Raw genomic sequence first — 25,882 nt, 5'->3', positions numbered from 1 at the left:
GCCCGGTCGGACAAGAGGCGCCACCCAGCCCCGATCATCGCCTGTTGAGGCTGACCATGCGCCAAGCCAGCGGCGTGACGCAGGTGGCGAGGCACAGTTTCAGAACGTCCCCGACGAGGAATGGCTCTACGCCCCACGCGAGGAGAGGCCTGTCCCAACCAAAGAGAACGCCCAGCCATGCAAGCCCCGGCAGATAGATGACGACATTGCCCGCCAGTAATGATAGGGCCATCCGCGGGACAGACCGATCCCACCCGGCCCGCGCCGCCAACCCGATAACCAAAACCGCGAAAACGTAGCCTGCCAAGTAGCCGCCGGTAGGGCCCACCATGTAGGCAAGTCCGGTTTCGGAAGACGCCGTTCCGGAGAAGACATCCAGGCCGAGCGCTCCGCAGGCGAGGTAGGCCATCACGGTGATCAGCCCAAGACGCGGCCCGTAGACCGCGCCCAGGGTCAGCACGGCGAAAGTGCCCATGGTCATCGGCACCGGCCACATCGGCACCACCGTTTTGGCAGCCAGCGTCAGCGCGAAGACGCCCACCAGCACCAAGCCGAACGGACGAAACCCCGTCCATGCCGCCCGACCGGGCATCACCATTTCGACCAAAACGGCCTGTCTGTGTACTGTCAGCATCGCTAATCTCCTCAAGCTCTCTGCCGCCACGACGGGGTTTTCTTGGCAAAGAAGGCAGCGATGCCTTCCTGCGCTTCCTCTGTCTCCCAGCGATCGGCCAGGGCGTTGGCGGTCATGTCTCCCGCCTCCATCGGCTCCGGCCCAGACAGGTCGCGGCACAAGGACTTGGCCGCCGAGACCGCGCCGGGCGCGCAGTCGAGCACGGCGGAGACTTCGTCCTCCACGGCCTCGGCAAGTCCGTCGGCCGGGCAGATACGGGCCACCATTCCCGCACGCATGAGGAAGGCCGCGTCGAAGGGACGCGCGGTGAAAAAGACCTGCCGGGCAAAGGCCTCGCCCATGCGCGAAACGACGAAGGGCCCGATGGTTGCCGGGATCAGGCCCAGGCGTGTCTCGGTAAGCGCAAAGCGGGTGTTTTCTTCGGCAACGACGATATCGCAGACCGCGATCAGCCCGATCCCGCCGCCATATGCCGCGCCGTGGACCTGCCCGATCACCGGCTTCGGCATGCGGTTCCAGAGGCCCAGCATCCGCGCCAAGCCCTGCGCCTCCTGTACCTTGCCCGCACGGTCCTTTTCGGCTTGCGCGCGCATCCAGCCCAGGTCGCCCCCGGCGCAGAAACTCCGTCCTCGGCGGTAAGGATCACGGCCCGGACGCTGTCGTCGGCGGCAAGTGCGTTCCGCGGCCTCGCTGAGCTCGGCGATCATCGCGGCGTTCATGGCGTTGTGTTTTTCCGGCCGCGCAAGCGTTACGGTGGCAAGCCCTCGCGCGTCGCGGGTCACGCGAATGGAATCGTGGCTCATTGTTCGATCTCCTTTTCCTGAGCGAGCTCCGCGACCAGCCGTTCGGCCTCGGTCAGCCGGGAACGGTTGAGGCCGGTGGCGAAACCGCGATCTTCCAGCATCGAGACAAGCGCGGTCGTGGACAGGTTGCCCTTGGCACCCGGCGCATACGGACACCCTCCCAGGCCACCTATGGCGCTGTCGAAAACTCGCAGCCCCATCTCCAGCGCTACCTCGACATTCGCCAGCGCCTGCCCTGAGGTGTCGTGAAAATGTCCGGCCAGACGCGCGGCAGGGATTACGCCCAGAACGGCCGCGAGCATTGCCCGTGTCGCCTCAGGCGGAGCGCGGCCGATGGTGTCAGCGAGGGAGATCTCGTAGCAGCCCATCTCTTGAAGAGCGCCTGCCACGTCACGAACCGCACTCGGATAGACCGCCCCGGAATAGGGGCATTCCAGCGCGCAAGAGACGTAGCCCCGCACAGGGATACCAGCCCGCCGTGCCGCGGCCATGAGCGGGTTGAAACGGGCCAGGCTCTCCTCGACCGAGCAATTTATGTTTTTCAAGCTGAAGGCCTCGGACGCCGAGGCAAAGACGGCGACTTCGTCCGCCCCCGCGGCGAGCGCACGTTCAAAGCCTTTCAGGTTGGGTGTCAACACGGCGTAGCCGACGCTTGGAACGCGGGTGATCCCGGCCATGACCTCGGCCGCGTCGGCCAGTTGCGGCACCCATCTCGGCGACACGAAACTTGTTGCCTCGATCCGGTCGAACCCCGCCACAGAAAGAAGGTCGATCAGGGCGATCTTGTCCCGCGTCGCAATATGCGCCTTCTCGTTTTGCAAACCGTCGCGCGGGCCGACCTCGAATATCCGGACAGGATCGGCCATCACGACGCCTCCGCTTCGAGATTGACCAGGATCGCTCCACCTTCGACGGCATCTCCCGCGGCGCAGAGAACCTCGGACACGGTGCCGATGCGCGGCGAGACTAGGGCGGTTTCCATCTTCATGGCTTCCATTACGCCCAGACGCGAGCCTTCCTGGACCTGATCGCCGACGACGACATCCAGCGCGACGATTACGCCCGTCATGGGCGCCACCACGCTGTCGCTCGCATCGACCAGCGCAGCGCTGCCCGCCCTGGCGTCGGGAAGGAGAAGTGTCCGCGCGATTCCCCCCGTCAGCACCGAGATCAGAAGTCCGGTGTCCCGCCGCGCAGTACGAACGGTCGCTTCGATCTTCTCATTCGTGCTACCAGTCCGCGCATGGACCGTGGCTTCGTTGATAGACAGCCCCGTGAGGGCGAGAGCCTCGGCCCCTTCACGATAGAGGCACACATGGCCACCGGATTGTAACGCCAGTCGGCAAGAGAACGGCGCACCGTCTATCACGAAGGTAAGATCGTGCACGGCATCGCCCCAGAGCCGCCAGCCCAGGCGCGGGGTTCCGGGGTCGACCCCCAGCGCGGCAAGCGCCGCGATCGCCACGTGAACGTCGCTTGGCGGCGTTTCGGCGATCAAGCTCTCGAGATCGCGCCCGATCAGCCCGGTGTCGAAAGTACCGCCGGCGAAGCCGGGGTGATCGGCCAGCGCGGCCAGGAATTCGGCATTCGTCGCAGTGCCCACCACGTGTGTCTCGCGCAGGGCGCGCAGCAGCGCACGGCGTGCGCTCTCCCGGTCAGGCGCGTGGCTGATAATCTTGGCAATCATTGGATCGTAGAAGGGGCTGATCGCATCGCCGCTACGCACGCCGGTGTCGTTCCGGGCCGCGTCGCTGAACGACAGGTGCTCCAGCGTGCCGGTGGCGGGCAGGAAACCGTTGACCGGGTCCTCTGCGTAAAGCCGTGCCTCAAAGGCGTGGCCGGTGATGGCGAGCTGGTCCTGCGCCAGCGGAAGCCGCAGACCCGCTGCCACCCGGATCTGCCATTCGACAAGATCGACGCCGGTGACGGCCTCCGTCACAGGATGTTCGACCTGCAGGCGGGTATTCATCTCCATGAACCAGAACCCGTCCTCTCGCAGCGGGCCGGATCCGTCGGCGATAAACTCGATGGTGCCGGCTCCGGAGTAGTCGATGGCCTCCGCCGCTTTAACCGCAGCCTCTGTCATCACGCGGCGCACCGCGTCGGTCATGCCCGGAGCGGGCGCTTCCTCGATCACTTTCTGGTGGCGGCGTTGCAGCGAACAATCGCGTTCGAACAGGTGCACGACCTGGCCGTGATTGTCGCCAAAGACCTGCACCTCGATATGGCGCGGTGCAGTGACATATTTCTCGATAAGTACATGCGGATCACCAAAAGACGCCTGCCCTTCCCGCCGGGCCGATTCCAAGGCCTCGGCGAATTCCTGCGGCGCGTCCACCTTGCGCATCCCCTTGCCGCCGCCCCCGGCACGGGCCTTGATGAGGACCGGGTAGCCGATGCGCTGCGCCTCCGCAGCCAGGAAATCCGGGTCCTGGCTTTCGCCCTGGTATCCGGGCACGATCGGAACGCCGGCCCGCGCCATCAGGTCCTTAGCTGCATCCTTGAGGCCCATAGCCCGGATTGCGCCCGACGAGGGACCGATGAATGTCAGGCCCGCCGCCTCGACCGCATCAACGAAGTCCGGGTTCTCGGACAGGAAGCCGTACCCGGGATGGATCGCCTGCGCCCCAGTCGCACGCGCCGCGTCGATGATGCGCTCTACCATCAGGTAGCTTTCGGAGGCCGGAGACGGGCCGATATGCACCGCCTCGTCGGCCAATGCCACATGCAGCGCCTGGGCATCGGCATCCGAATACACGGCCACAGTGGCAATTCCCATGCGATGTGCGGTACGTATCACACGGGCCGCGATCTCGCCCCGGTTGGCGATCAGTATCTTGGAGAAGGTCTGGGTCATTGTCACATCCTGAACAGGCCGAATTTCGTATCCTCGACGGGAGCGTTTAGCGCCGCGCGCAGCGACAGAGCCACCACGTCACGCGTCTTGCGCGGATCGATGATCCCATCGTCCCACAGCCGCGCCGAACCATAGATCGGCTTGGACTGGTGCTCGAACATGTCCAGCGTGGGCTGCTTGAAGTCGGTCTCATCCTCGGCCGACCAGGTGCCGCCCTTCGCCTCGATCGCGGCGCGGCGTACATCCGCGAGTACGCCCGCGGCCTGCGCCCCGCCCATCACCGCGATCCGCGCATTCGGCCACATCCAGACGAAGCGTGGCCCAAAGGCGCGCCCGCACATGCCGTAGTTGCCCGCCCCATAGGAGCCGCCAACGATCACCGTGACTTTGGGCACCGAGGCCGTCGACACCGCCGTCACCAACTTGGCGCCGTCCTTGGCGATACCGCCCGCCTCATATTTCGAGCCCACCATGAAACCGGTGATGTTCTGCAGGAACAGCAGCGGAATCTTGCGCTGACAGCACAGCTCGATGAAATGCGCCCCCTTCGCTGAGCTTTCCGAGAAAAGCACGCCGTTGTTGGCAATGATTCCCACTGGCACTCCGTCGATATGCGCGAAACCGGTGACAAGAGAGGTGCCGTAACGCGGCTTGAACTCGGCAAAGTCCGACCCGTCCACCAGCCGCGCGATCAGCTCACGCGCGTCGTAGGGTGTTTTCTCGCTGGCAGGCACGATGCCCATGATGTCGTCGGCGGGATGAAGTGGCTCCCTAGGTTCCTTGAAGTCGACATCGGGCCGGGGTGCGGGACCCAGGTGGCTGACGATCTCGCGCGCTAGCGCCAGCGCGTGCCGGTCGTCGTCGGCAAGATAGTCGGCCACGCCCGACAGCCGCGTGTGCGTGTCGCCGCCTCCAAGAGTCTCGGCGTCGACGATCTCGCCCGTCGCCACCTTCACCAGCGGGGGGCCAGCCAGGAAGATGGTCCCCTGCTCACGGACGATGATGGTCTGATCGCTCATCGCCGGCACATATGCGCCGCCAGCGGTACAGGACCCCATCACCACCGCGATCTGGGCAATCCCCTTGGCCGACATCCGCGCCTGGTTGAAGAAGATCCGCCCGAAATGGTCGCGGTCGGGAAAAACCTCGTCCTGATTGTTCAGGTTCGCGCCGCCACTGTCCACGAGGTAGATGCAGGGCAAATGGTTTTCCTCTGCGATTTCCTGCGCGCGCAGGTGCTTCTTCACCGTCATCGGGAAATAGGTGCCGCCTTTGACCGTCGCGTCATTGCACAGGATCATGCAGTCCCGGCCTTCGACACGGCCGATTCCGGCGATGGCCCCGGCCGAGGGCACCTCGTCGCCGTACATACCCGAGGCGGCGAACAACCCGACCTCGAGAAACGACGACCCCGCGTCCAGAAGGCCGGAGATCCGGTCACGCGGAAGGAGCTTGCCACGCGAGACATGCCGCTCACGCGACGCTTCGGAGCCGCCCCGCATGATGTGCGCCGCCTTTTCTCCAACCTCGGCGTATTGCGATTCCATCGCCGCGGCGTTCTCGGCGAAACTCGGGGAATTGGGGCCAAGGCTGCTCTGCAATATGCTCATTCGTTTTCGGTCTCCGTATGTTTGGCGCACAGTTCTCCTGTCCCCTCGCGAGAGGGCAGTCGTCTGGCGCAATGCGGGGTGGTGCGGCCGGGCCGGCGTTAGCGCGTCATGAGGTCCGGCAGGAAAAGCGTGATCTCCGGGAAGGACAGCAGCAGGATCAACACAACGATCTCCATACCCAGGAAGGGCAGGATCCCGCGGAAGATCGTGCCCAGGGGAACGCGGGTCTGGGCGGCCGCCACATAGGCATTCAGGCCCAGGGGCGGCGTCAGCAACCCGATCTCGACCGTCTTAGTCACGACAATTCCGAACCAGACCGCATCGTAGTCGAGCGCCATCGCCGTCGGGAAAGCCAATGGCATGGCAAGCGACAGGATCGCGAGCTGGTCCATGAACATGCCCATCACGAGAAGCACGAGAATGATGATGCCCATTATGACCTCGCGCGGCATTTCCGTCGTCGCAACGAATTCCAACATGGCATGGGTGATGCGCGTGAAGGCCAGGTAATTCGAGAAGATCGCCGAACAGGCCACGATGGCCACGATCATCACCGTCGCACGGATCGCTCCACTGACCGATTTGTTGAACTGCACGAAGCTCAGCGTGCGTTGCGCCAGCACGATCACCAGCGAGCCCATGACCCCCAGTGCCGCCGCCTCGGAGGGAGAGGCGATGCCGCCGTAGATCGCCCCGATCACGGCCACCATCAGCAGCACCATTGGAACGACGTGACGGCTTTCGCTTACGGCTTTCTTCAGGACGAAAGGCTCTCCCTTGGGAGCCTGATCCGTGGTTTGGGCAATGATCTTGATGACTACGGCCAAACCGGTGGCCGTCAACAGCCCGGGGATGATGCCCGCGATGAAGAGCTTGCCGATCGAGGTTTCCGTCAGCACGCCGTAAACGACCAGCACGATCGAGGGCGGCACCACCACGGCAAGCGTTCCGCCGACGCTGACCACCGCTGCGGAAAGCCGGTCAGAGTACCGGTGCGCGCGCATTTCAGGAAAGGCCGAAGCCGACATCGCCGCAGTCGAGGCGGTCGAGCTTCCGACCAGGGCCGCAAGGATCACCGAGGCGGCGACCGTCGCCATGGCAAGCCCGCCTTTGACATGGCCGATCCAGGACTGACACGCGATGATCGCGCGGCGCGTCACGTCACCCGCGGTCAGCAGTTCCGCCATCAGAATGAACAGCGGAATGGCCACGAGAATGAAAGAGGCGGAGGTATCGAAGAATGTCCGCTCAAGAACCGCCAGCGATGGGCGTACGCCGAGTTGCGCCGCAAGGCCCAAGGTCCCCGCGATCCCCATGGCGAATGCGATGGGCACCCTGAATGCCATCAGGACGGCCAACAGAACGAGTATGGCAAGAAAGGTCAGCATCTTTGGCCCGCGCGCGTTATGTGAGCAAGACAGCCGCCCGTCGCGGCGGCTGTCTCGGATGAAGTGTTCATGGCAGTCTTATTGGCTGATTGCCGCGCGATAGGCCTCGAGCACCGCCTGGGCCTGGTCATTGTCGATCCGCTCCGCCCAGTCGAGGCCGACGGCCTTCAGTTCCTCGCTTACAGTTGCCAGCTCCTCGTCGGTGAAGCTGTAGGTGTCGATGCCCTGAGCCTGCCATTCCTCGATCAGCCCCTCGACGGACTCGTCTTGGGCCCGTGCCACGTGCAGCGCGGTCTCGTCGCCAAGGCGAAGCAGCTCGGCCCGGACTTCCTCCGACAGGCCGTCGAACAGGTCGCTGCGGATCACCATGACAAAGCTGTACCCGCCGAAGGAGCCATTGGTCGAGATGTGACTGACCACCTCGTTCAGCTTGTAGCCAGGCACCGAGGCCAACGGGAACAGCACCGCGTCAAGACGTCCGCGCTCAACTGCAGTATAGACTTCTGGGCCGGGGATCGAGATGCCGACACCGCCCAGGGCGCGCGCCGTCATGGCCTGGGTGGAACCGGAGGTGCGGATGTCCATTGCATCCCAGTCGGCCGGACCTCCCAGCCGCTTCTTGGCAAGCACCTGATAGGGCGGCAGCACGAAACCGAAGATCGGGGTGACGCCCGTCGCCAAGATCTCCTCCCGCAGCGGGCCCTCCTTCAGCATGCCCTGCAGCGCCTTTGTCCCCTGCTCGGCCGAGCTGTAGAAACCCGGCAGGGCGACCACCGAGTTCAGCGGCAGAACGTCGGCGTGATAGGGCGTGCCCAGAAGCGCCGCATCGAGGATACCGTTGTTCACCGCGTCCAGCTGGGCCTTGGACTTGGCGGCCTGTTGTGAGGGAAAGTGCTGGAACGAGATCTCTCCGTCGGTGGCTTCCTCAACGGCGTCCATCCATTTGGTGGTGCCCTCGGCGGACACGATATGGCTGGTCGACTGGAAATCGCCGAGACGCAGAGTCTCAGCCTGGACCACGGACGGTCCGAACGTCAGTACAGCGGCTAGGGCTGCAAGGCATGTGCTCTTGGTATTCATCGTTTGTCTCCTCCCATTCGACAAAGTTTTTAGGTCTCTGACGCGCCGCCATTCAAAAAGGCGTCGTGCAGAAGCCGCAGGACCAGCACGCCGCACCCTAGGGGAATGACGGCATAGGCCCATCCGAGCGGCCAATCGATCACCCCGTATTCCACATCCCCGTGGGAAATGGCTTCGAAGGCGAATTTGCCGGACATCGCCGTCACGGCGACAAAGAATGCCGCCGGCAGCAGAAGGCGCAGCTTGACGATCACCGCTCCGAACACGCCCGGCAGGCGTTCGGGTGTGAATTCCAGCGCCAGGTGGCCGCCGTCGCGGAAAACCCGCGACAACGACAGGGTGGCCAAGGCCGGCATCAGATACAGCTCCGTCAGTTCGAACTGGATCTGCACCGGCCGGCTTGCGAACAATCTCAGTAGAATGTCCGCGTTGACCAGTAGGGCCACTGCGAGAAGGCAGAGACAGCCCGCCAAGTGAAGGGCGTCCTCAACCTTGCTCAGGACCTTTTCAAGCATCGGCATTGCCTCCCTTGCCGTTGCGTTTCCCGGTCTTAGCGCTTCGGCAGCTCGACGATGGCCGAACCCATGGCCGACAGTTCGCCGTCTTGCTGCTCAGCGCGCTGCTGGATTTCCAGAAGATAACGGCCGCCCTCCTCGAATTTCCGGACCACCGTTCCGTGGATCAGGATGATGTCGCCTTCGGGATTGTGCCGGCGGACCTGACACTTGGCCTGGCGCAGGAAGCCGTCATCGCCCATCCAGTTGGTGATCTGGTGCGTCAGCCACGAGGTGCGCTCGGGACCATAGTCATAGGCGCCCGGCGCGCCGACCTCGAGTGCGAATTCTTCTTCCCAGTGCACACGCTCGGGGCAATCCGGGATCCCATAGCGGTTCTTGGGACCGGCACTTGGGTGCTTCTGCTGCAGCTGCCAAGCCAGCTTGTTGGCGCGGATATAGAGACCGCCCCAGCCCTGCGCGTAGGCGATGAAGCCAGTCGCGGTCATCGGGCCCTTGACCATGGTGGGCAGTTCTTCTCCTTCAACGACATCGTCCCAGTAGCGGGGCTTGGCGCCGCGGATCTCTTCCTGTTCGTAGTATTTGTAGTATTCCTGCAGCTCCTCTTCCGTCCAGACGCGACGGCCCTTCTCCTTGGCATCGGTGTACTTGGTGCCGTTTTCACGCGCCTGGTCCCGGTCAGTCCGGAAGCACCAACTGTCGGCATCGGCCACGAGGTCACCCGTCATATTGTCATAGAAGTCCACGTGGTAGATCTGCTGCACCGCACGACCAGCAAAGCGCGTGTCGTGCTCGACCAAGTCCTTGAGGTATGCCTCGGTGCGGAATTCCATGTTGCGGGTGATCGTCTTGTGCCAGTTCCAGTTGGCACCTGACCACATGGCGTGGACGCCCGGAAGGCCACCGACATAGCCCGAGATGATCCGGTTCGTCGCGAACAGGAAGCTGGGCAGCGCGATGACGTCACCGTATTTCGTAGTCTGCGCGTAGGCAGGATCGCACCACAGCGGATTGTCGTCACCGATGCCGTGTGCATAGTGGCGAATGTTGTCGCGGGTGGCCTCATAGCACCAGGGCTCAACCGTCTTCTCGATCTTCACGCCGATCCGAGCACGTAGGTCGTCGAGTCCCTCCTGGGTAATCTTCGGGAATTTTCTTTGCGTCATCTCGTTCATAGTCTTCTCCTCGGAACGGTATGTTGGTGCGCGGATCACTCCGCGACGGAAAATTTCTCGGCTTCGCGGTCGCGCAGGATCTTGCGGTTGACCTTACCGGCGGGTGTTTTCGGAAGCTCGGTGACGAATTCGATCTGGCGTGGGTATTCGTGCCGCGCGAGGCGGGCACGCACATGATCCTGGATGGCTTCTACCAGACCCTCGGTCTCGGGCTGCTTGAGAATGACGAAGGCCTTGACGACAAGGCCGCGCACCGAGTCAGGCGCACCGATCACACCGCATTCCGCGACCGCCGGATGGCTGAGCACGGCGTCTTCCACCTCGACCGCGCCGATGGTCCAGCCGGCCGAGATGATGACGTCATCCGCGCGACCGCCGTGGTAGAAATACCCGTCCTCGTCAACGCGCCCCAGATCCTTGGTCGGGAACCATTCGCCCCGTTTTTTCACCATCAGCTCGCCCGTCTCGCCGGGGTCGGCGGGGCTGCCGTCGGGACGCTGAACCTCGACCTCGACGCCCGGAACCGCCTTGCCCATCGCGCCGTCGCGCACTTCGAGGTCGTTGGCGCCGGGATAGTTCGCGATGATCACGCCGATCTCGGTCGTGCCATACATCGAGCGGACCTTGGTACCGAAAATCCGTTCAACATAGGCGGCGGTCTCGGAATCGATCGGCTCTCCGGTAAAGGACAGCTTGTTGAAGCAGTAGGTGAAACGCTCGGCTTCGCCCGAATTCCGCATCATCCGGTAATGCGTGGCCGCAGCGGTAAGATTGGTAATCCGGAAGTCCTGCAAAGCCTTCAGCAACCGGACCGGGTCGAACTTGCCACTGAAGGTGCCGGTCGAGACACCCATCGCCAGCGGGGCAAACGTGCCATGCCACAGCCCGTGACCCCAGGCCGGCGAGGACGGACAGAAGAACCTGTCACCCGGACGGATACCGGTGGCGTACAGCGCCGCCACCATCAGCGTCACGATCGACTGGTGGCTGTGCTGCACCGCGGCCGGCAAGGCCCGGGTCGTGCCGGAGGTATATTGCAGAACCGCCAGATCCCGGCCCGTGGTCTCCCAATCGAATGTTTCAGGAAGATCATCCAACCCGTCCAGGAAATCCCGATCGACTACGATGACGTCCTTTGCACCGCCCTCGATGGCCTCCGGCGCCTTGTCGGAATTCGTGAAAAAGACTTCGGGCTTGCAGTCGTCTACACGCAGCCGGATGCCATCGGGACCGAAGAGCGAGAACATCGGCACCGCCACGGCGCCGGCCTTGATGACTCCGAAAAGCGCACAGTAAAAGGCCAGCGATGGGTCGATCATGACCGCGACACGGTCACCCTTGCCGACCCCCCTGCCCTTCAGGAAATGCGCGATCTGCGATGATCGACGCGAGAGCTCCGCAAAGGAGACAACCTCGTCGGAACCATCCGAATGCGCGATCCGCAACGCAACGTTGTCGCCCTCCACGTGCCGATCGATGCATTCATGGGCGATGTTGAACCGCTCCCGTGTTCCATCGAAGAGCGCCCAAAGACCCTCTTTCGAATAATGCTTCTGAGCATCTGCATAGGACGTGAAATCCGTCAGGCGGGTCATTCCGGTCTGTCTCCCAAGTCTCGTCTCCGGTGCACCGCAAGCGGGTCATCCGGCTCGTTGACAACCGTACGGATCACAGCCAATTATTGTCAATACGCTATCTTCATTGTATATACGCAATGCATGACCATCCAGCCAAGGCCGAAAGATGACAGAAAACCAGATCAACCCTTCGACCAAACGACAGGTGCCCGCTGTCTCCAGGGCCTTGGCAATATTGAGGTTTCTTGCTCGTTCACCCGAACCTGTCGGCGTCAACCCGATGGCGCGCGAGTTGGATCTGGTGCCAAGCACCTGCCTCCACATTCTCCGCGTTCTACAGGACGAGGGCCTCGTGGATTTCGATTCGAACACCAAGCGCTATATGATCGGAATCGGAATCCTGCCGCTGGCCAGATCGGCACTTCAGCGCAACGCCTTCTCGTCCCTCATACAGCCGCGACTCTCGAAACTGTCGGAAACCTTCGGCGTCACCAGCATTGCCACGCAATTGGCCGAACCCAACCAGATGATCGTCGTAGCCCTTTCACAATCCAATCTCCCCTTCCGCCTTCAGGTCGATCTCGGCAGCCGCTTCCCGACACTCATCAGCGCCACCGGCCGCCTGTTCGCAGCCTTCAACGTCAGCGACGAGACCACGCTGAGACAGAGGTTCGACAAGCTGGTCTGGGATCACCCGCCCGCCTTCGAGACATGGCTCGACGAAGTGCGGGAAGCGCGTGAACGCGGCTATTCTGTCGACCAGGGGACCTACATTTCGGGCGTAACGGTCGTGGCGGTACCAGTCTTCGGCATAGGCGGCATGATGTCGCGATCGATCGTCGCCATCGGCATTTCAGAGCGCCTGCAAGACACGGAAATTCCGAAACTCGCGAAAGCCATGCAATCGGTCCGGGATGAGATCCAGGACCTTCAGATCGAAACAGGAGGCTGAGACGTGACTAGCCAAGGAACAGTATCGGACGAGTGGAAAGCTGTCCGAATCGATGGATTCATGGAGACGATAGGACCGTTGCTTCGATCCACCGAAAGCGAAGACGGGCAGAAGTACGGCTTGCAGACCACTGACCGTCACAGGAACCATATTGGCCTTGTGCACGGCGGGGTTCTCACCAGCCTCATGGATCAAGTGGTGGCCCTCGTCGCCTGGAACGCAGCGGATCGCCAGCCCGTCGTCACCATCCAAATGGAAACGCGTTTTCTGGGTGCCGCCAAGGTGGGCGACTTCCTGGAAGTGCGCGCCTCGATCCGCCAATCCACACGCTCGCTGATCTTCCTGGACAGCGATGTCACCTGCTCAACCGGGCAGGTCGCAAGCGCGACGGCCATCATGAAAATCTCAGCCAAGGCAGTGCAAACGAAATGAACGACACCGTGACGCCCAAAGAAGCAGCCCCGCTGGCCGGAGTGAAAGTGCTGGATTTCTCGCGGATTCTGTCAGGTCCCTACGCGAGCATGGTCCTCGCCGACCTCGGCGCTGAGGTCATCAAGGTGGAACCGATCGAAAGAGGTGACGAGACTAGGAATTTTCCACCGTTTCAAGGCAAACTCAGCCACTATTACATCGCGCTCAATCGCAGTAAGAAAAGCATCTCGTTGAATCTGAAATCGCCCGAAGGCCTTCAGGTCGCAAAGGACCTCGCCCGGCAGAGTGACATCGTGCTGGAGAACTTCCGCCCAGGGGTCATGGAGCGCCTCGGACTGGACTACGAGACGCTACTGCAAGAGAACAGACGGTTGATCTACGGGTCGATCACCGGATTCGGACAGGACAGCCCACTTGGCGACAAACCCGCTTTCGACATAGTGGCACAAGCTCTCTCCGGCGTGATGAGCGTGAATTGCGAGCCTGGCATGGCCCCGAACAAGCTGGGGATACCCATGGGCGACATGGCCGGCAGCATCTTTTCGGTATTCGGCCTTCTGGCTGCTTTGCACCAACGCAATGCCACCGGGGAAGGGCAGCATGTCGAGGTCGCCATGCTGGACAGCTTGATCGCCCTGCAAGGTTACCTTTCGCAGATTTATTTCGTGAGCAAGAAAAGCCCTCAGCCGGTCGGAACGGAGCACCCGAGTATCGTCCCATACGGCTCGTACCCGACATCCGACGGTCATGTGATCGTGGCATGCCTGACAGAACAGTTCTGGCAAAATTTCGCTCGCTGCCTCGGCTGTGAAGATTTGATCCATGATCCGCGTTTCGCAGCCTACGAGCAGAGACTGCAAAACCGTGACGCCCTGCAGGATATTGTCCGCGATCGAATGATAAAGGACTCGACAGCCTATTGGCTCGATCGCCTGAGCGAATTCGATGTCCCCAACGCCCCTATTCTTTCAATTGGAGACGCGTTGGAGCAGCCGCATGTCCGCGCACGCGGGCTCGTGGAAACGGCCGAACACCCAAGTGAGGGCAAGCTGCGGCTGGTCCGCGGACCGATCCGTTTCGATGGAAAAGGTCCTTCGGCCGCCAGGGCACCAAGCCTGCTTGGTGAGGACACTGGTGGCGTCCTGAAAGACTTGCTTGGCTATGGCGATGAAGAAATCGACCATCTGGCGGCAAGCGGCGTAATCCCAATCAAAGAGTGAGCATGGCACTACGCCCGTGAACTGGCCTCACCTTCGACCGGACACCTTGGCCTGAACCAGGAGCCTCAGCAGGCAGGCCAAGACGTCGAGCTATGGCAGAATTTGGGTGAGCGGCCGGAGAAGCCAGCGTATCGTGGCGGGTGTCCCGGCAGCGCCCCAACACGGCAGGGACGTCATGCCGGGCCCACCGCCGGCCTTGGCGCCCGGCACTGCCAGAGACAGATCTTCTCGAAATGATTCTTGACTGTCTGCATCGATCACATGGAACGATGCCGCTTCAGTTGACCTCGAGCCGGCAACAGGCGTGATCCGGTACTATTCGGGATCGGTCGCCGCGCCCGCGAGAGCGGCGACCGATCCCGGCGCCTGATGATGATCAGCGGACCAATGCCGGGGATCATCATCAGGCGCCGGGCAACCACATTCTCTCTGGCACCCCGGTCGATCTCCGCATCTAGGATCTCGATATGTCGAACGAGCTGCGCGAGCGTCGCAGTCAAGACCTGCAATGAGACTCGTGCCGGTTTCGGCAGGCCCACCTCTTCGTCGGCGACTGCCGCGACCAACCGCCGGACATTCGTCGCTCCCTGCGGCACTACCCATCCGTATTCGCTCAAGTGCCCGCGGAGGGCATTGATCGTCTGGCTGCGCTGCCGGATCAGCAGTTCCCGGACACGGAAGTTGCTGGCAGTGCCTTGCGTTTCTTCGCTTTCCACCGGGACGAAGCGCATGTTTAACCGAAGGGCTGCCTTGCAGATTGCTTCCGCGTCAGCCGCATCATTTTTTTCCGCTTCACGAAAGGCTTCACGTAGGCGGGCGGGATGATCCTAATCTCGTGGCCCAGCTTTGCCAGTTCCCGTCCCCAGAAATGCGCGCCGCCGCAGGCCTCCATCGCCAACAGGCAGGGCGGCAGCTCGGCGAAAAACTCCGGCACCTCGGCCCTTCGGAGCTTCTTGCGAAGGACTACCGCGCCACTGTCATCCGCGCCATGGACATGAAACACGTTCTTCGCCAGGTTGAGCCCGACCGTGATAATCTCCGACATGACCACCTCCGTATTTGGATTCTCGCGATCCTACCTCGGCACATCAATGCCGTCTGGCGCGGCTACATCATCATCATCGCCGGTTGGTGTCACTGCTCCTTCAGGAAGTTTTCCGCCAGGCGTCGGGCCGATCGAAAGAAAAGGTCGTTTCGCCCGCGTCCGCGCGCCATCTAATTTTGAAGAAGCGCAGACAGCCCCGAATCGAAATCCGGACCTCTATCGATCCACGCAGTGCCAGCTGCCACGACGCAGGCCGTGCCGTCAGGACGGAGCATGAGTATGGTCCAGTTTCCGTTTTCCGCGGAACGCCATATTTCAAAAAGTCGTGTCGGGGTCTCGAGACCCTGGCCGATCACACTTTCCTGGTAAGCTTCGAGCCGCTCGGATATCACCGTGTGCGGTCCGCAAAGTGTTTGCGCAAGCGCGGGTGGCGCGGTGCTTGCAAGCCCGAAAGTCAGTGTCATTGCTATAAGTCGCTTCCACATCGGTATCTCCTTTCCGTTTCGCGGGGTCGGCAACGTTCAAGACACCGCCCCTTGCTGCAAGAGGTACGTATAGCCAATATATGGGGATTTCCGGGACCGATTGCTCGGATTGTTACGCAGGTTTGAAAGCCTTTGACAGGCGCTCCCGCGCTCGCCATCAGCTGCCGGCGTTCCGAAAACCCTCACGAGCGCCAGTCTTGCGCGCGTCGGAAAGGATCCGCGCCACCATATGATCAGCGACTTCGTGGCACGGAACAGCGTGCCGCCGCGCCTCTGACGGCAATGACAAGAAAGTCATCTCGGCTTCGTCCAATTCACGGTGTGTCCAGGCCCGGTCAAAGATCGGTAACGCTTCGCGCGCGGCGCTGATCCCCCGCCCGAATTCACCATGTAATCCGGACAATATGTGATGCCGCGGCCATGCGATTACCAAACTATTTTCCGGACGCTACCTCAGGGCGCTATAAGCTGGTCCCGGGACAGTTCTTTACACAGTTCAACATACGGCCCGCTCCCGCAAAGGGAGTCTTGACCTGCCACATTCGTCAACGATCCAACAATATTTCAAGGAACGTCTGATCTACCGCTTCGGCTGCGCCGATTACCGGGCCCTCGCGTTTTGAAAGCGGCAGATGCGCTGCGGACCGGGCTTGTTGCACCTGATCTGTGGATCTCGAGCGCCCAATACCGCGTCTGAGGACAGACTCCGCCTCACGCCATCAACCTCCGTCGCACGAGAAAGAGGTTGCCGAGGGCGAACAGCGTGAAGAGCTGCGCGCGGTTCTTCGCGAGGCCACGGTAGCGGGTCTTCAGATACCCGAATTGGCGCTTGAGCACGCGGAATGGATGCTCCACCCGCGCCCGCACCATCGCGATAATCCGATTGATGTGCTCGTCGATGGGGTCCAGCGCAGCGCCCTTCGGCGCCTTCCGCATGACGCCCCAGAACTTGTCCGGGCCGGAGAAATGGGCCTCGCGCGCAGCGCTGACATAGCCCTTGTCCGCCCACACCGACGTCTCCTCGCCATGGAGGAGCTCATCCCAGACCTGGCTGTCATGCACCTTCGCCGTGGTGGTCTCGAGGCTATGCACGATGCCGCTCTCGGCATCGACGCCAACGTGCGCCTTCATCCCGAAGAACCAGTCATTGCCCTTCTTCGTTGACGACATCTCCGGATCGCGCGCCCCGGCTTCGTTCTTGGTCGAGGACGGCGCGTCGATGATCGTCGCATCGACCAGTGTGCCCGAGCGCAGCGTGATGCCCTGATCGGCCAGATGTTTGTTCACTTCAACGAACAAACGCTCCGTCAGCGCGTGCTTCTCCAGCAGGTGTCTGAAGTTCAGGATCGTCGTCTCATCCGGGACACGATCATCACCGAGTTCGATGCCTGCGAACCGGCGCATGGACTCGCTGTCGTAGAGCATCTCCTCAGCCATGGGATCGCTCAGCGCATACCATTGCTGCAGGAAATACACCCGCAGCATCGTCTCCAGTGGCATCGGCGGCCGACCACCCTTCGGCCCAACCTTCGGATAATGCGGCTCAATCAGCGCCAGAAGGCGCGTCCAGGGCACCACCGAGTCCATCTCCGCGAGAAACTTCTCACGCCGGGTCTGCTTCTTCTTCATCGCGTGGCGGAGACCGGGAAACGCAGGTTGCTTGGGCATTGGTGGGCATCCTTCTTCGTCTCGCCCAGTTTATCTCAACCCGGCCAAAGCGCGAGGTTTTTCAGACTCTCCTCAAGCAAATCAACATACGCCTCTCTCACGCATAGGTTGCCTTGACCTGCCACATGCGCCTAGGGTTGAAGTAACCTGTTATTGGTCAAAGGATTCTGCTCGATGGCGCCTTTCACGCCCGCTTTCTCCCGCTCGGCTTTTGCCCTGTCACTCGCCATGGGCACACTTTCCACCGGCGCCTCGCTCGCTCAGGAATCCGCGGCGGATCTTGCCTTTCGAGATGCGGTCAATACGCCCCCAGTCGACTACAGCGGGCCGGTGTTCGAGCTAAGCCACGACTACCCTAAACAGGACCCCGGAGAATGCGGCAAGCAGGAGTGTCCGTGGCTGTTCATCGACGTGGATTTCTCCTCGGAAGCTCCGCTCGATTGGCAAAGCGGCCCTTGGAAAGACTACATCGCTGCGATCATGGAAGTCGTGCTGCGCGGCCAGGACCCGAACCTGTCCAATGAGCTGGGCTTCCAGACGAACGTGAACGGCGAGACAGCTTGGTTTCACATGCCCTGGATGGCCTATGATCCAACGATGGGCCGCGAGTTCGCTCATGGAACCACCAATGAGCGCACCGCGCATCTATCCGATTTCCTTGGAAGCCCGATGCCCAACGCGACCCCGATCTCGGGGATGACCGAGGCCTGCCAGGCCCGCTTTGCCCATGGTTTCGAAAGCTGGGCGGTCGGAGTCTACAACAAATGGGGCGCCTATGCCCTGGGTCAGGCCTTCCCGGAGGACGGCGCACCGGCGCTAGTCGAGCAAAACGGGAAAACGGTTCCCGCCGGCCTCCCCTTTTCCGAAGGCACGCTGGTCGCCAAGTTCCTGACTACGAACGCGACGCCGGACTGTGTGCCCTATCTCGCGGACTCCGCAGTCTGGCAGGTGAACCGCCACCAAGTATCCTCGGACGAGGAATATACCTGCCAGCGCGGCCTGCAGACCACGCGCCTCACCCAGGTCGATGTGGCCGTCGTCGATCATCGCTCCCCGACCCGCTGGGTATACGGCACCTTCGGCTATTCCGCCAATGCGCCGGGCGACACCGTGCTCGAGCGGCTGGTGCCGCTGGGGCTGCAATGGGGATCTGATCCGGACACCTTTCCGGCCGTGCCCCGTGCCGACAGCGTCCCGGCGTCGCAAAGCGTGCTCAATACCAAGATCGACACCTACGAGCATTGGGGCTGCGCGGGCCGCCTGGCCGGCCCCGTAGACAACCCCAAGTCGTCCTGCGTGTCGTGCCACACCGCTGCCTTCGCCGCCGCCGACCAGACCAGCGCGGACACCGGTCAGGACATCCCCCCGGTCTTCGGCTTTCCGGGCATCTGCGCCGATGGCGGCAGCCCGCAGAACGCCGCCTATTTCTCCAACTACCAGTTCCCGGACCTCTACCCCAGCGGCGCATTTCCCGGAGCGATCCCGCTGGATTCCTCGCTTCAGATGGCCGTGGCCTTCGAACAGCATTCGGTTTTCGCTAACAAGGGCACCCCGAACGCCTGTACCGATCCCAACCAGTTCTGAACCGCCAGGAGCAGCTTCATGGTGAAAGTGACACGCCGGGGTTTTCTATCCCGTTCTGGCGGCGTGCTGGCCGCGGCCGGTATGCCGGTCCAGGCCGGCAGTCAGACCGCGCCGCCTTCGTCGCCGAAGACCGGTCCGCAGCGCAACTACCAACTGACGGCACAATGGCTGAGTAAGACGTTGGACGGCACGCCGGTCAAACTGCGTTCTTGGAATGGCACGGTTCCCGGCCCCCTGCTGGAGGCCCGCCCGGGCGAGACCTTGAATGTCGATATCGTCAACGACCTCACGGCCTATGATTCCTCCGAATGGGACGGCAACCACAATGTCCCCCACGATCTGAATTCCACCAACCTGCATATGCACGGGCTGGAAATCGCGCCGCATATCTTCGAGCCGCTCGGCACCTCCGACCCTCTGGCACCCATGATTTCGGTTCCGCCCGAAGGCGGGCAGAAATCCTACAGTGTCATCATCCCCGAGGACCAGCCTCCCGGCCTGTTCTGGTACCACCCGCACAAGCACGGCTCGACGGCGGTGCAGGCGGTCAGCGGCATGGCCGGCGCTATCCTGATCCGCGGCGATCTCGACGAGGTGCCGGAACTCAAGGCCGCGCAGGAGCATATCCTCGTGGTGCAGGACATCGGCCTGTTTCCGACCGACAACCCGGACAAGGATGGCGCGGGCACCTATATCTACGAGCCCCGCCAAAACGCGATCTGGCAGACCTTCGGCAGCAACGTCACCATTCATGGCGAGGTACAACCGGACCTCAAGGGTGGCTTCACCACGGGGGACTACCGGCTGCGGTATTTCCTGCTCAATGGTGAGCCGATTTTCAAGGAGGTGCACAACCCCAACGATCCGGCGCACCCGCATGGCACGCAGATCGATACCGGCATTCCGACCTATACCCTGGCGCAGGGCGAGGTTGCGCGGTTCCGCATGCTCAATGCCAATTCAGACGATGTCATGCCGATCTATCTGCAGGGCCATGATCTGCACCTGATCGGCATGGACGGGGTCAACCTGCCCCGGCTGCGCCGCCTGCCAGCCCTGCCACCCGGGGCCCCCGCGACCGACAGCCAGTTGCTTCTTGCGCCCGCGAACCGCGGCGAGTTCCTGGTCAAGGCCGCTGCGAAGCCGGGCATCTACGAACTGCGCCAAGCGCCGCAATCGCTGCAATTCCTCAAAAGTGACGGGCGGCTTCTGGCCCGCATCGTGGTGACCGAGGATCGCAAGGACATGGCACTGCCCGCCAAGCTTCCGGTGCAGACGCGTCATTTCCCCCTGCCCTCGGATTCGCAGGTCTCCAAGACTCGTTATATTACCTTCGGCATGCAGTTTCCCGCGAAGGCAAACCCGGTTGTCGGCATTGATTTCTTTATCAACAACCAGCAATACGAGGAGCTCAGCGTCTCTCAGGTGGTCATGCTGGACACGGTGGAGGACTGGATCATCGGCTCTCCGGGACACCCCCAAATGACCCGACAAAAATGCCTCGCCCGGCCATCAGAACAATTCCGAAGGACACCCCTTCCACATCCACGCCAATTCCTTTGCTGTGATCGGCATTGCAGATCTGGCCCCCGACGGGACGGTCACGAACGAGATCCGCTACGACGATGACGAGATCCTCATTCAGGACACGGTTTGGGTGCCGATGGGCAAGCAGGTGACAATCCGCCAGACCTATCGGCAATGGACCGGGAAAATCGTCTATCACTGTCATATCCTGCCGCATGAGGACACCGGCATGATGCAAAACATGCTGATCCTGGATCCGGCCCAGGCGCGTGGCCATGGCACACACGAAAAGGGCTGATCGAGGCTGCCCGGCTGGCGCCCGAAGCACGCGGCGCTTCGGGATCATGACGAAAGGAACATCCACATGAATCACGCTCCTGCCGCCAATACGCCGTCCCTGACGCGCCGAAAATTTCTCTCTACCATGACGGCAGTTTCCGCGCTGTCGGCCCTGCAGTTTCCGGCAGGAGCCTTTGCCGCCGGGATGGAGCCCCCCGACTTCCTCGCGTTTTCGGAGAAGCTGACCAGGCAGGAGGGGCTTGATCAGGATATTGCCTCAGTCATGCTCAAGGCCTTTTCCGGCCTCGGGCGTGGCGATGACATCGCCGCCATGGTCGCTGGCGATACAGATGACGATGACCTGGCCAATGCTATCGTATCGGCCTGGTATACCGGAGAATCCCCCGATCCCGAAGATCTGGACGTGTTGACCTATACGGATGCTCTGGTGTGGCAGGCGGTGGATTTCAGCAAGCCAATGGCATCCTGCGGGGGCGGCATGGGGTATTGGTCGGACCCGCCAGAAGGCTGACGTCCTGATCGGCGCCCCATCTCCCACCCTCTTCCAGCAAGGACGGCTTGCCATGGCTTCTGATATCACCGCAGACATTCTCATCATCGGCACCGGGGTCGCTGGCGCCCTGGCCGGCGCCAAACTGGCGCAAAAGGGCCTGACGGTCGCATTTCTGGAAAGCGGAAAGAAGATCGACCGCTTCGATGCCGTCGATAGATTCTGGAAAGCCAAAATCAAGGTGCCGGAATCGCCCTATCCGAACGACGATACCGCCCCGCATCCGCTAAGCCACAAGATCGAGGAGTATTATCAGCAGGCCGGCCCAGAGAATTTCAAATCCACCTATGTGAAAGTGGTCGGCGGCACGACCTGGCACTGGCTGGGAACGACCCTTCGCAACCTGCCCACCGATTTCAACTTGAAGTCGACCTACGGCCATGCGGTGGACTGGCCCTTTGACTATGATGCGCTTGAGCCTTTCTACCTGGCCGCCGAACAGGAAATCGGCGTCGCCGGGGACAGCACAGAGGATCTGGGATCGCCCCGGTCGGGCGACTTCCCGATGCCGGGGATTCCGATGACCTATTCGGATAAGCAGATGTTCAATGCGCTGGAGGGCACAAAATACAAAGTGCGCTCAACCCCGCAGGGACGCAACTCGGAGTTTCATGCGGAGCGGCCAGAATGTTGCGGCAACGGATCGTGCATCCCGATCTGCCCGATCCAGGCCAAATACGATGCCACCGTGCACGTCGCCCAGGCCGAAGCCAACGGCGCGACCGTTCACGATCAGACCACCGCCACGCGCCTCAACCTCGGGCCTGACGGCAAGATCTCCTCGGTCGATTTCCGCCGCGCCGATGGCAGCACCGGCACCGCCACCGGCAAGGTCGTCGTCCTCGCGGCCCATGGCATCGAGACCCCGCGGCTGTTGCTCAACTCCGCCCAGGAGGGGGCCGAGGCCGGCATCTCCAACAGTTCCGACCAGGTCGGGCGCAACCTGATGGACCATCCCTCCAAGCTTAGCTGGGCCATGGCACCAGATCCGGTCTGGCCCTTCCGGGGCCCGCTCTCCACCTCGGGAATCGAAAGCCTACGCGACGGCGCATTTCGAAAGGACCGCGCGGCCTTTCGGATCGAGATCGGCAACGACGGCCACAACTGGCCCACCGGTGCGCCCCTCTCGACCGCTGCCACGCTGGCGAAGACCGGATTACGCGGGACCGAGCTAGACGCCGCAATCAAGGATGCGACCTCGCGCCAGATCCGCCTGACCTCATTGGTCGAGCAATCGCCGGACCCGGAAAACCGGGTGACGCTGGACCCCGACAAGCGCGACGCCAACGGCATGCCCCTGCCCCGCATCCATTATGCCTATTCCGACTATACGCGCGCCGGGCTGCAGGCCGCCCAAGACGCCCATGCCGAGATCTTCGCCGCCCTGGGTGCCACCGACATCAACCATGCCCCGGACGCCAAGGGCGCCGGCCATATCATCGGCACGGTGCGCATGGGCTCTGACGCGGCAAACGCAGTGGTCGATGGCGACCTGCGCAGCTTCGATCACCGCAACTTGTTCCTGCTGGGCTCGGGCACCTTTCCAACATCGGCCACGGCGAACCCAACGCTCACCATCGCAGCCCTGTCTCTGCGCGCCGTGGATACCATTGCCGCCAGCGCCGCGGACAATTGACGAAGCGGGGGATCGGGGCCCGTCGCCCATGATATCGGCGACGGGATGCATTCACATGGGCGCAACTGACCCTAGGTATTCTGGACGCCCAACCAGACCAACGCATGACACCCGCTCCCACACCCACCGCACCGCAGCCCACGACGCGCAGACGGATCATCCACATCGACATGGATGCCTTCTTCGCTTCGGTCGAACAGCGAGATCGCCCCGAGTTGCGCGGCGTCCCGGTGGCCGTGGGCCGTGCGAAGGCGCGTGGCGTCGTGGCAGCCGCCAGCTACGAGGCCCGGACATTCGGCGTGAAGTCGGCCATGCCCTCCACGAGCGCCGCCCGGGCGTGCCCGGACCTTGTGTTCGTGGCCCCGAGGTTCGATGTGTACCGGGCCGTCTCCGCGCAAATTCACGAGATCTTCCTTCGCTACACGGACCTCATCGAACCACTCTCTCTCGACGAGGCCTACCTGGACGTCACCGAGGCGTGCGATGCTGGCGCAACGGCCACCGACATCGCCACGGAAATCCGTGCGGCAATCCGAGCCGAAACCGAGCTGACTGCGTCCGCCGGCGTCAGCTTCAACAAGTTTCTCGCTAAGCTCGCGTCCGACCAGGACAAGCCCGATGGCCTCACGGTCATCCGCCCATCGCGCGCGCTGGACTTCGTGGCCGCCCTGCCCGTCGGCCGTTTCCACGGGATCGGGCCGGTCACCGAGGAGAAGATGCATGGACTTGGGATCGAGACCGGTGCCGATCTCAGGAACCGTGATATCACGTTCCTGCTCGAGCACTTCGGCTCCTCGGCCGAGCACTACCACGCCATCTCGCGTGGCATCGACGACCGCCCGGTGCAACCCCATCGCGAACGCAAGTCCGTCGGCGCCGAAGAGACCTTCGAGACCGACCTGACGGATCTCGAGCCTGCCGTCCACGAGCTCGGCAACATCGCGCAGAAGGTCGAAACCCGCGCCCGTGAAAAAGGCGTCGTCGGACGGACGGTCACCGTGAAGGTGAAGTACGTGGACTTCGAGCAGATCACGCGGCAACGCACGCTGAGCACGTCAGTCCGTGATGCCCCGGATGTCTCACGGATCGCCGCCTCGATCCTTGGCGAAGTGCATCCCTTCGAGAAGCCGATCCGTCTCCTGGGAGTGAGCTTGTCGTCACTGGAGGACGACACCGTGTCCGCGGCTCAGCCGTCGTTTTTCGATCTTCTGGATGCCAGGTGACCTCATCCGAAGCCGGATAGGCACCCTCCCCGATTGCCCGAGGTTGCCTTACCTGGCAACATGAAGTATCCTTGACAACACACCATGAATAATGAACAAATCATCTTCTATGGAGACCCGCACGGCCGCTGGGACCCGCTGTTCGAAGCGCTGAAAACGCAGCCGCGCGCCGTGATCGTCCTGGGCGATCTTGCCGAGGGGAAACTGGACCCGAACGGCACGGAAAAGGCCCGCCGTGCCTTCGATGCAGTCCTGGAGCGTGGCATCGGCCTGCACTTCATCACCGGCAACCACGACAACTCCTGCGACAGTCTTTGGGAACTCGTGGAGGAGTACGATGCCCACCGCATCGACGGCCGAGTCATCGAAATCGACGGCATTCGGATCGGCGGTCTCGGAGGTGTCATTCGCGGAAAACTCTGGCGTGGAGATGGCGAGGCCCGGTTCGACACCGAGGAAGAGCTCATCGCGAGGACGCCGCGGCAGGAGAGATGGAAAGGCACCCTGCCCCGAAAACACCTGACGACGATCATGCCGTGGACCGTCGAGGATCTCCGGCAGCACCAGGTGGATGTCCTCGTGACTCACGAGGCGCCTTCGAACCATGATTTCGGGTCGAGTTCCTGGACCGCCTGGCAGCAGATATGCAGGCGCGCCTGGTCGTCCACGGACATCATCACCGAACCTACACGGGCGAGATCGCCGGTGGAATCCGCGTCCAGGGCGTGGGCCTCGCGAAGGTCTGGGATCTATGTGCGGATTTCAGGTCAGTGACGGCTTGAGCCTCCAAGTGCGCCGATGTTGCGTCGGCACACACCTCGAGCAGGTCCACTAGATCTTCTGCCACTTTGTATCAGCTGGCAGACCTCCAAGAGCGCGGTATTCTTCCTCGGTTTGAGCACCCTCCATGGGGGCGCCGTGGACATTCCAGAAAACCCGCATGTCCTCTGCACCAACCTATCCGCATCTGGAGCATCTTGCCCGAGGCAGAATCTCGGTGCGCAATGTCGTGTTCTCCATCGACCATGGCACGGTGCTTTGGTTCCCGCACCGGCACAGGATCCAGAGATAGCGCTGCCCTTCGCTCATGTCGCCCTCGCCAAGCCGCGGCCGTGTCGAGCGGCGCCCTCCTCAGCTATGCGCCTCCACGGTCCCCGACAAGGAACAAGTCACTTCCGCAGGCGCCGCCGCTTGAACGCCCGGATGCGTTGCCCGCCCCACCTGCGCGCTCGAATGAAGCTTCCGGACATGGGCTTGCGCAGGATCGGCACATCGAAGGCCAGGAACAGCAAGCCCAAGGGCAGCATCCAGATCCCGAGAACCGGAAGGAACGACAACAGCCCGCCGACGATCATCAAGGCAGAGAACGGCAGACGCACGGCTCCCCAGCCCCGGCGCATCAACGCCTGTGACGGCCGTTTCAGGATCGGCATCTTTCGACCGAGCGCATCGATCTGCCGTGTCAGTCTGCGATGTTCCTTGTCGTGCATGTTCGTATCCACCCGAGCACTGGCAGTATGTGCCGCTCACATGTGAATTTGACCCTGCGTCCGGATTAACGTCGTTTAGAAGACGGTTTCTTTCCCAGTCGATAGCAAGTCTATGTGATGGAGAGGAATTA

Annotated in this window: 22 protein-coding genes and 1 pseudogene; 10 read left to right on the top strand and 13 right to left on the bottom strand. The window is 62.3% G+C overall.

Annotation, left to right across the window (positions count from 1 at the left end; genetic code table 11):
* Positions 1–34: 34 nt before the first annotated feature.
* From SALMUC_RS08920 to SALMUC_RS08875, 10 genes are all read right to left on the bottom strand, one after another.
* Complete coding sequence (locus SALMUC_RS08920) at positions 35–634, bottom strand: biotin transporter BioY (protein WP_020040273.1); 600 nt, start codon at positions 632–634, stop codon at positions 35–37.
* Between the two features lie 11 nt (positions 635–645).
* Positions 646–1,437, bottom strand: coding sequence for an enoyl-CoA hydratase-related protein (locus tag SALMUC_RS08915; RefSeq protein ID WP_021120131.1), 792 nt, complete (start codon positions 1,435–1,437; stop codon positions 646–648).
* On the bottom strand, positions 1,434–2,303 hold the full coding sequence (locus tag SALMUC_RS08910) for a hydroxymethylglutaryl-CoA lyase (RefSeq protein WP_020040271.1): 870 nt from the start codon (positions 2,301–2,303) through the stop codon (positions 1,434–1,436). The genes SALMUC_RS08915 and SALMUC_RS08910 overlap by 4 nt, the downstream gene beginning before the upstream one ends.
* Complete coding sequence (locus tag SALMUC_RS08905; protein ID WP_020040270.1) at positions 2,303–4,294, bottom strand: acetyl/propionyl/methylcrotonyl-CoA carboxylase subunit alpha; 1,992 nt, start codon at positions 4,292–4,294, stop codon at positions 2,303–2,305. The genes SALMUC_RS08910 and SALMUC_RS08905 overlap by 1 nt, the downstream gene beginning before the upstream one ends.
* Positions 4,295–4,296: 2 nt before the next feature.
* A complete protein-coding gene (locus SALMUC_RS08900; protein ID WP_020040269.1) occupies positions 4,297–5,904 on the bottom strand; it encodes a carboxyl transferase domain-containing protein in 1,608 nt (535 codons plus the stop codon).
* 98 nt (positions 5,905–6,002) lie between these two features.
* Positions 6,003–7,292 (bottom strand): TRAP transporter large permease, encoded by a 1,290-nt coding sequence (locus SALMUC_RS08895; RefSeq protein ID WP_021120130.1) that lies wholly within the window; start codon positions 7,290–7,292, stop codon positions 6,003–6,005.
* A gap of 78 nt (positions 7,293–7,370) precedes the next feature.
* On the bottom strand, positions 7,371–8,372 hold the full coding sequence (locus tag SALMUC_RS08890) for a TRAP transporter substrate-binding protein (protein WP_037371402.1): 1,002 nt from the start codon (positions 8,370–8,372) through the stop codon (positions 7,371–7,373).
* A 29-nt stretch (positions 8,373–8,401) separates the two neighbouring features.
* On the bottom strand, positions 8,402–8,887 hold the full coding sequence (locus SALMUC_RS08885) for a TRAP transporter small permease (protein WP_020040266.1): 486 nt from the start codon (positions 8,885–8,887) through the stop codon (positions 8,402–8,404).
* Between the two features lie 35 nt (positions 8,888–8,922).
* On the bottom strand, positions 8,923–10,062 hold the full coding sequence (locus SALMUC_RS08880; protein WP_020040265.1) for an FAS1-like dehydratase domain-containing protein: 1,140 nt from the start codon (positions 10,060–10,062) through the stop codon (positions 8,923–8,925).
* Between the two features lie 35 nt (positions 10,063–10,097).
* A complete protein-coding gene (locus tag SALMUC_RS08875; protein WP_020040264.1) occupies positions 10,098–11,657 on the bottom strand; it encodes an acetate--CoA ligase in 1,560 nt (519 codons plus the stop codon).
* Positions 11,658–11,805: 148 nt separating this feature from the next.
* Here SALMUC_RS08875 and SALMUC_RS08870 point away from each other — a divergent pair, with 148 nt between their 5' ends.
* The 3 genes from SALMUC_RS08870 to SALMUC_RS08860 are packed head-to-tail and all read left to right on the top strand — an operon-like array spanning position 11,806 to position 14,243.
* Complete coding sequence (locus SALMUC_RS08870) at positions 11,806–12,591, top strand: IclR family transcriptional regulator (protein WP_021120128.1); 786 nt, start codon at positions 11,806–11,808, stop codon at positions 12,589–12,591.
* 3 nt (positions 12,592–12,594) lie between these two features.
* Positions 12,595–13,023 carry a PaaI family thioesterase gene (locus SALMUC_RS08865; protein ID WP_037371400.1) on the top strand — a complete coding sequence of 143 codons (429 nt, stop codon included), beginning with the start codon at positions 12,595–12,597 and terminating at the stop codon, positions 13,021–13,023.
* Complete coding sequence (locus SALMUC_RS08860; RefSeq protein ID WP_020040261.1) at positions 13,020–14,243, top strand: CaiB/BaiF CoA transferase family protein; 1,224 nt, start codon at positions 13,020–13,022, stop codon at positions 14,241–14,243. Before SALMUC_RS08865 ends, SALMUC_RS08860 begins: the two co-directional genes overlap by 4 nt.
* Positions 14,244–14,617: 374 nt before the next feature.
* Here SALMUC_RS08860 and SALMUC_RS08855 read toward each other — a convergent pair.
* Positions 14,618–15,288 (bottom strand): annotated as a pseudogene (locus SALMUC_RS08855) (IS110 family RNA-guided transposase); the annotation flags it as partial.
* Between the two features lie 1,196 nt (positions 15,289–16,484).
* On the bottom strand, positions 16,485–17,441 hold the full coding sequence (locus tag SALMUC_RS08850) for an IS5 family transposase (RefSeq protein ID WP_020042633.1): 957 nt from the start codon (positions 17,439–17,441) through the stop codon (positions 16,485–16,487).
* Positions 17,442–17,615: 174 nt separating this feature from the next.
* Here SALMUC_RS08850 and SALMUC_RS08845 point away from each other — a divergent pair, with 174 nt between their 5' ends.
* The 7 genes from SALMUC_RS08845 (at position 17,616) to SALMUC_RS08815 (ending at position 25,035) form a co-directional block, all read left to right on the top strand.
* Positions 17,616–19,025, top strand: a complete 1,410-nt coding sequence (locus tag SALMUC_RS08845) for a hypothetical protein (protein ID WP_020043440.1) — start codon at positions 17,616–17,618, stop codon at positions 19,023–19,025.
* Between the two features lie 18 nt (positions 19,026–19,043).
* Positions 19,044–20,654 (top strand): multicopper oxidase family protein, encoded by a 1,611-nt coding sequence (locus SALMUC_RS08840; protein WP_037371397.1) that lies wholly within the window; start codon positions 19,044–19,046, stop codon positions 20,652–20,654.
* Positions 20,590–20,850 (top strand): multicopper oxidase domain-containing protein, encoded by a 261-nt coding sequence (locus tag SALMUC_RS08835; RefSeq protein ID WP_037371394.1) that lies wholly within the window; start codon positions 20,590–20,592, stop codon positions 20,848–20,850. Before SALMUC_RS08840 ends, SALMUC_RS08835 begins: the two co-directional genes overlap by 65 nt.
* A gap of 66 nt (positions 20,851–20,916) precedes the next feature.
* On the top strand, positions 20,917–21,363 hold the full coding sequence (locus tag SALMUC_RS08830; RefSeq protein WP_020043438.1) for a sugar dehydrogenase complex small subunit: 447 nt from the start codon (positions 20,917–20,919) through the stop codon (positions 21,361–21,363).
* Positions 21,364–21,415: 52 nt separating this feature from the next.
* Positions 21,416–23,038 (top strand): GMC family oxidoreductase, encoded by a 1,623-nt coding sequence (locus SALMUC_RS08825; protein WP_020043437.1) that lies wholly within the window; start codon positions 21,416–21,418, stop codon positions 23,036–23,038.
* Between the two features lie 104 nt (positions 23,039–23,142).
* Positions 23,143–24,261 (top strand): DNA polymerase IV, encoded by a 1,119-nt coding sequence (dinB, locus tag SALMUC_RS08820; protein ID WP_021120120.1) that lies wholly within the window; start codon positions 23,143–23,145, stop codon positions 24,259–24,261.
* A gap of 84 nt (positions 24,262–24,345) precedes the next feature.
* Complete coding sequence (locus tag SALMUC_RS08815; protein WP_021120119.1) at positions 24,346–25,035, top strand: metallophosphoesterase family protein; 690 nt, start codon at positions 24,346–24,348, stop codon at positions 25,033–25,035.
* Positions 25,036–25,430: 395 nt separating this feature from the next.
* Here SALMUC_RS08815 and SALMUC_RS08810 read toward each other — a convergent pair whose 3' ends face one another.
* The gene (locus SALMUC_RS08810; RefSeq protein ID WP_020043435.1) at positions 25,431–25,751 is read right to left on the bottom strand and encodes a hypothetical protein; all 321 of its coding nucleotides are present in this window, start codon (positions 25,749–25,751) and stop codon (positions 25,431–25,433) included.
* Positions 25,752–25,882 lie beyond the last annotated feature (131 nt).

It is taken from the genome of Salipiger mucosus DSM 16094 (genome assembly GCF_000442255.1).
Taxonomy (GTDB): domain Bacteria; phylum Pseudomonadota; class Alphaproteobacteria; order Rhodobacterales; family Rhodobacteraceae; genus Salipiger; species Salipiger mucosus.
The sequence above is the reverse complement of the archived record's forward strand: the minus strand, read 5'-3'. Positions and strand labels throughout refer to the sequence as shown.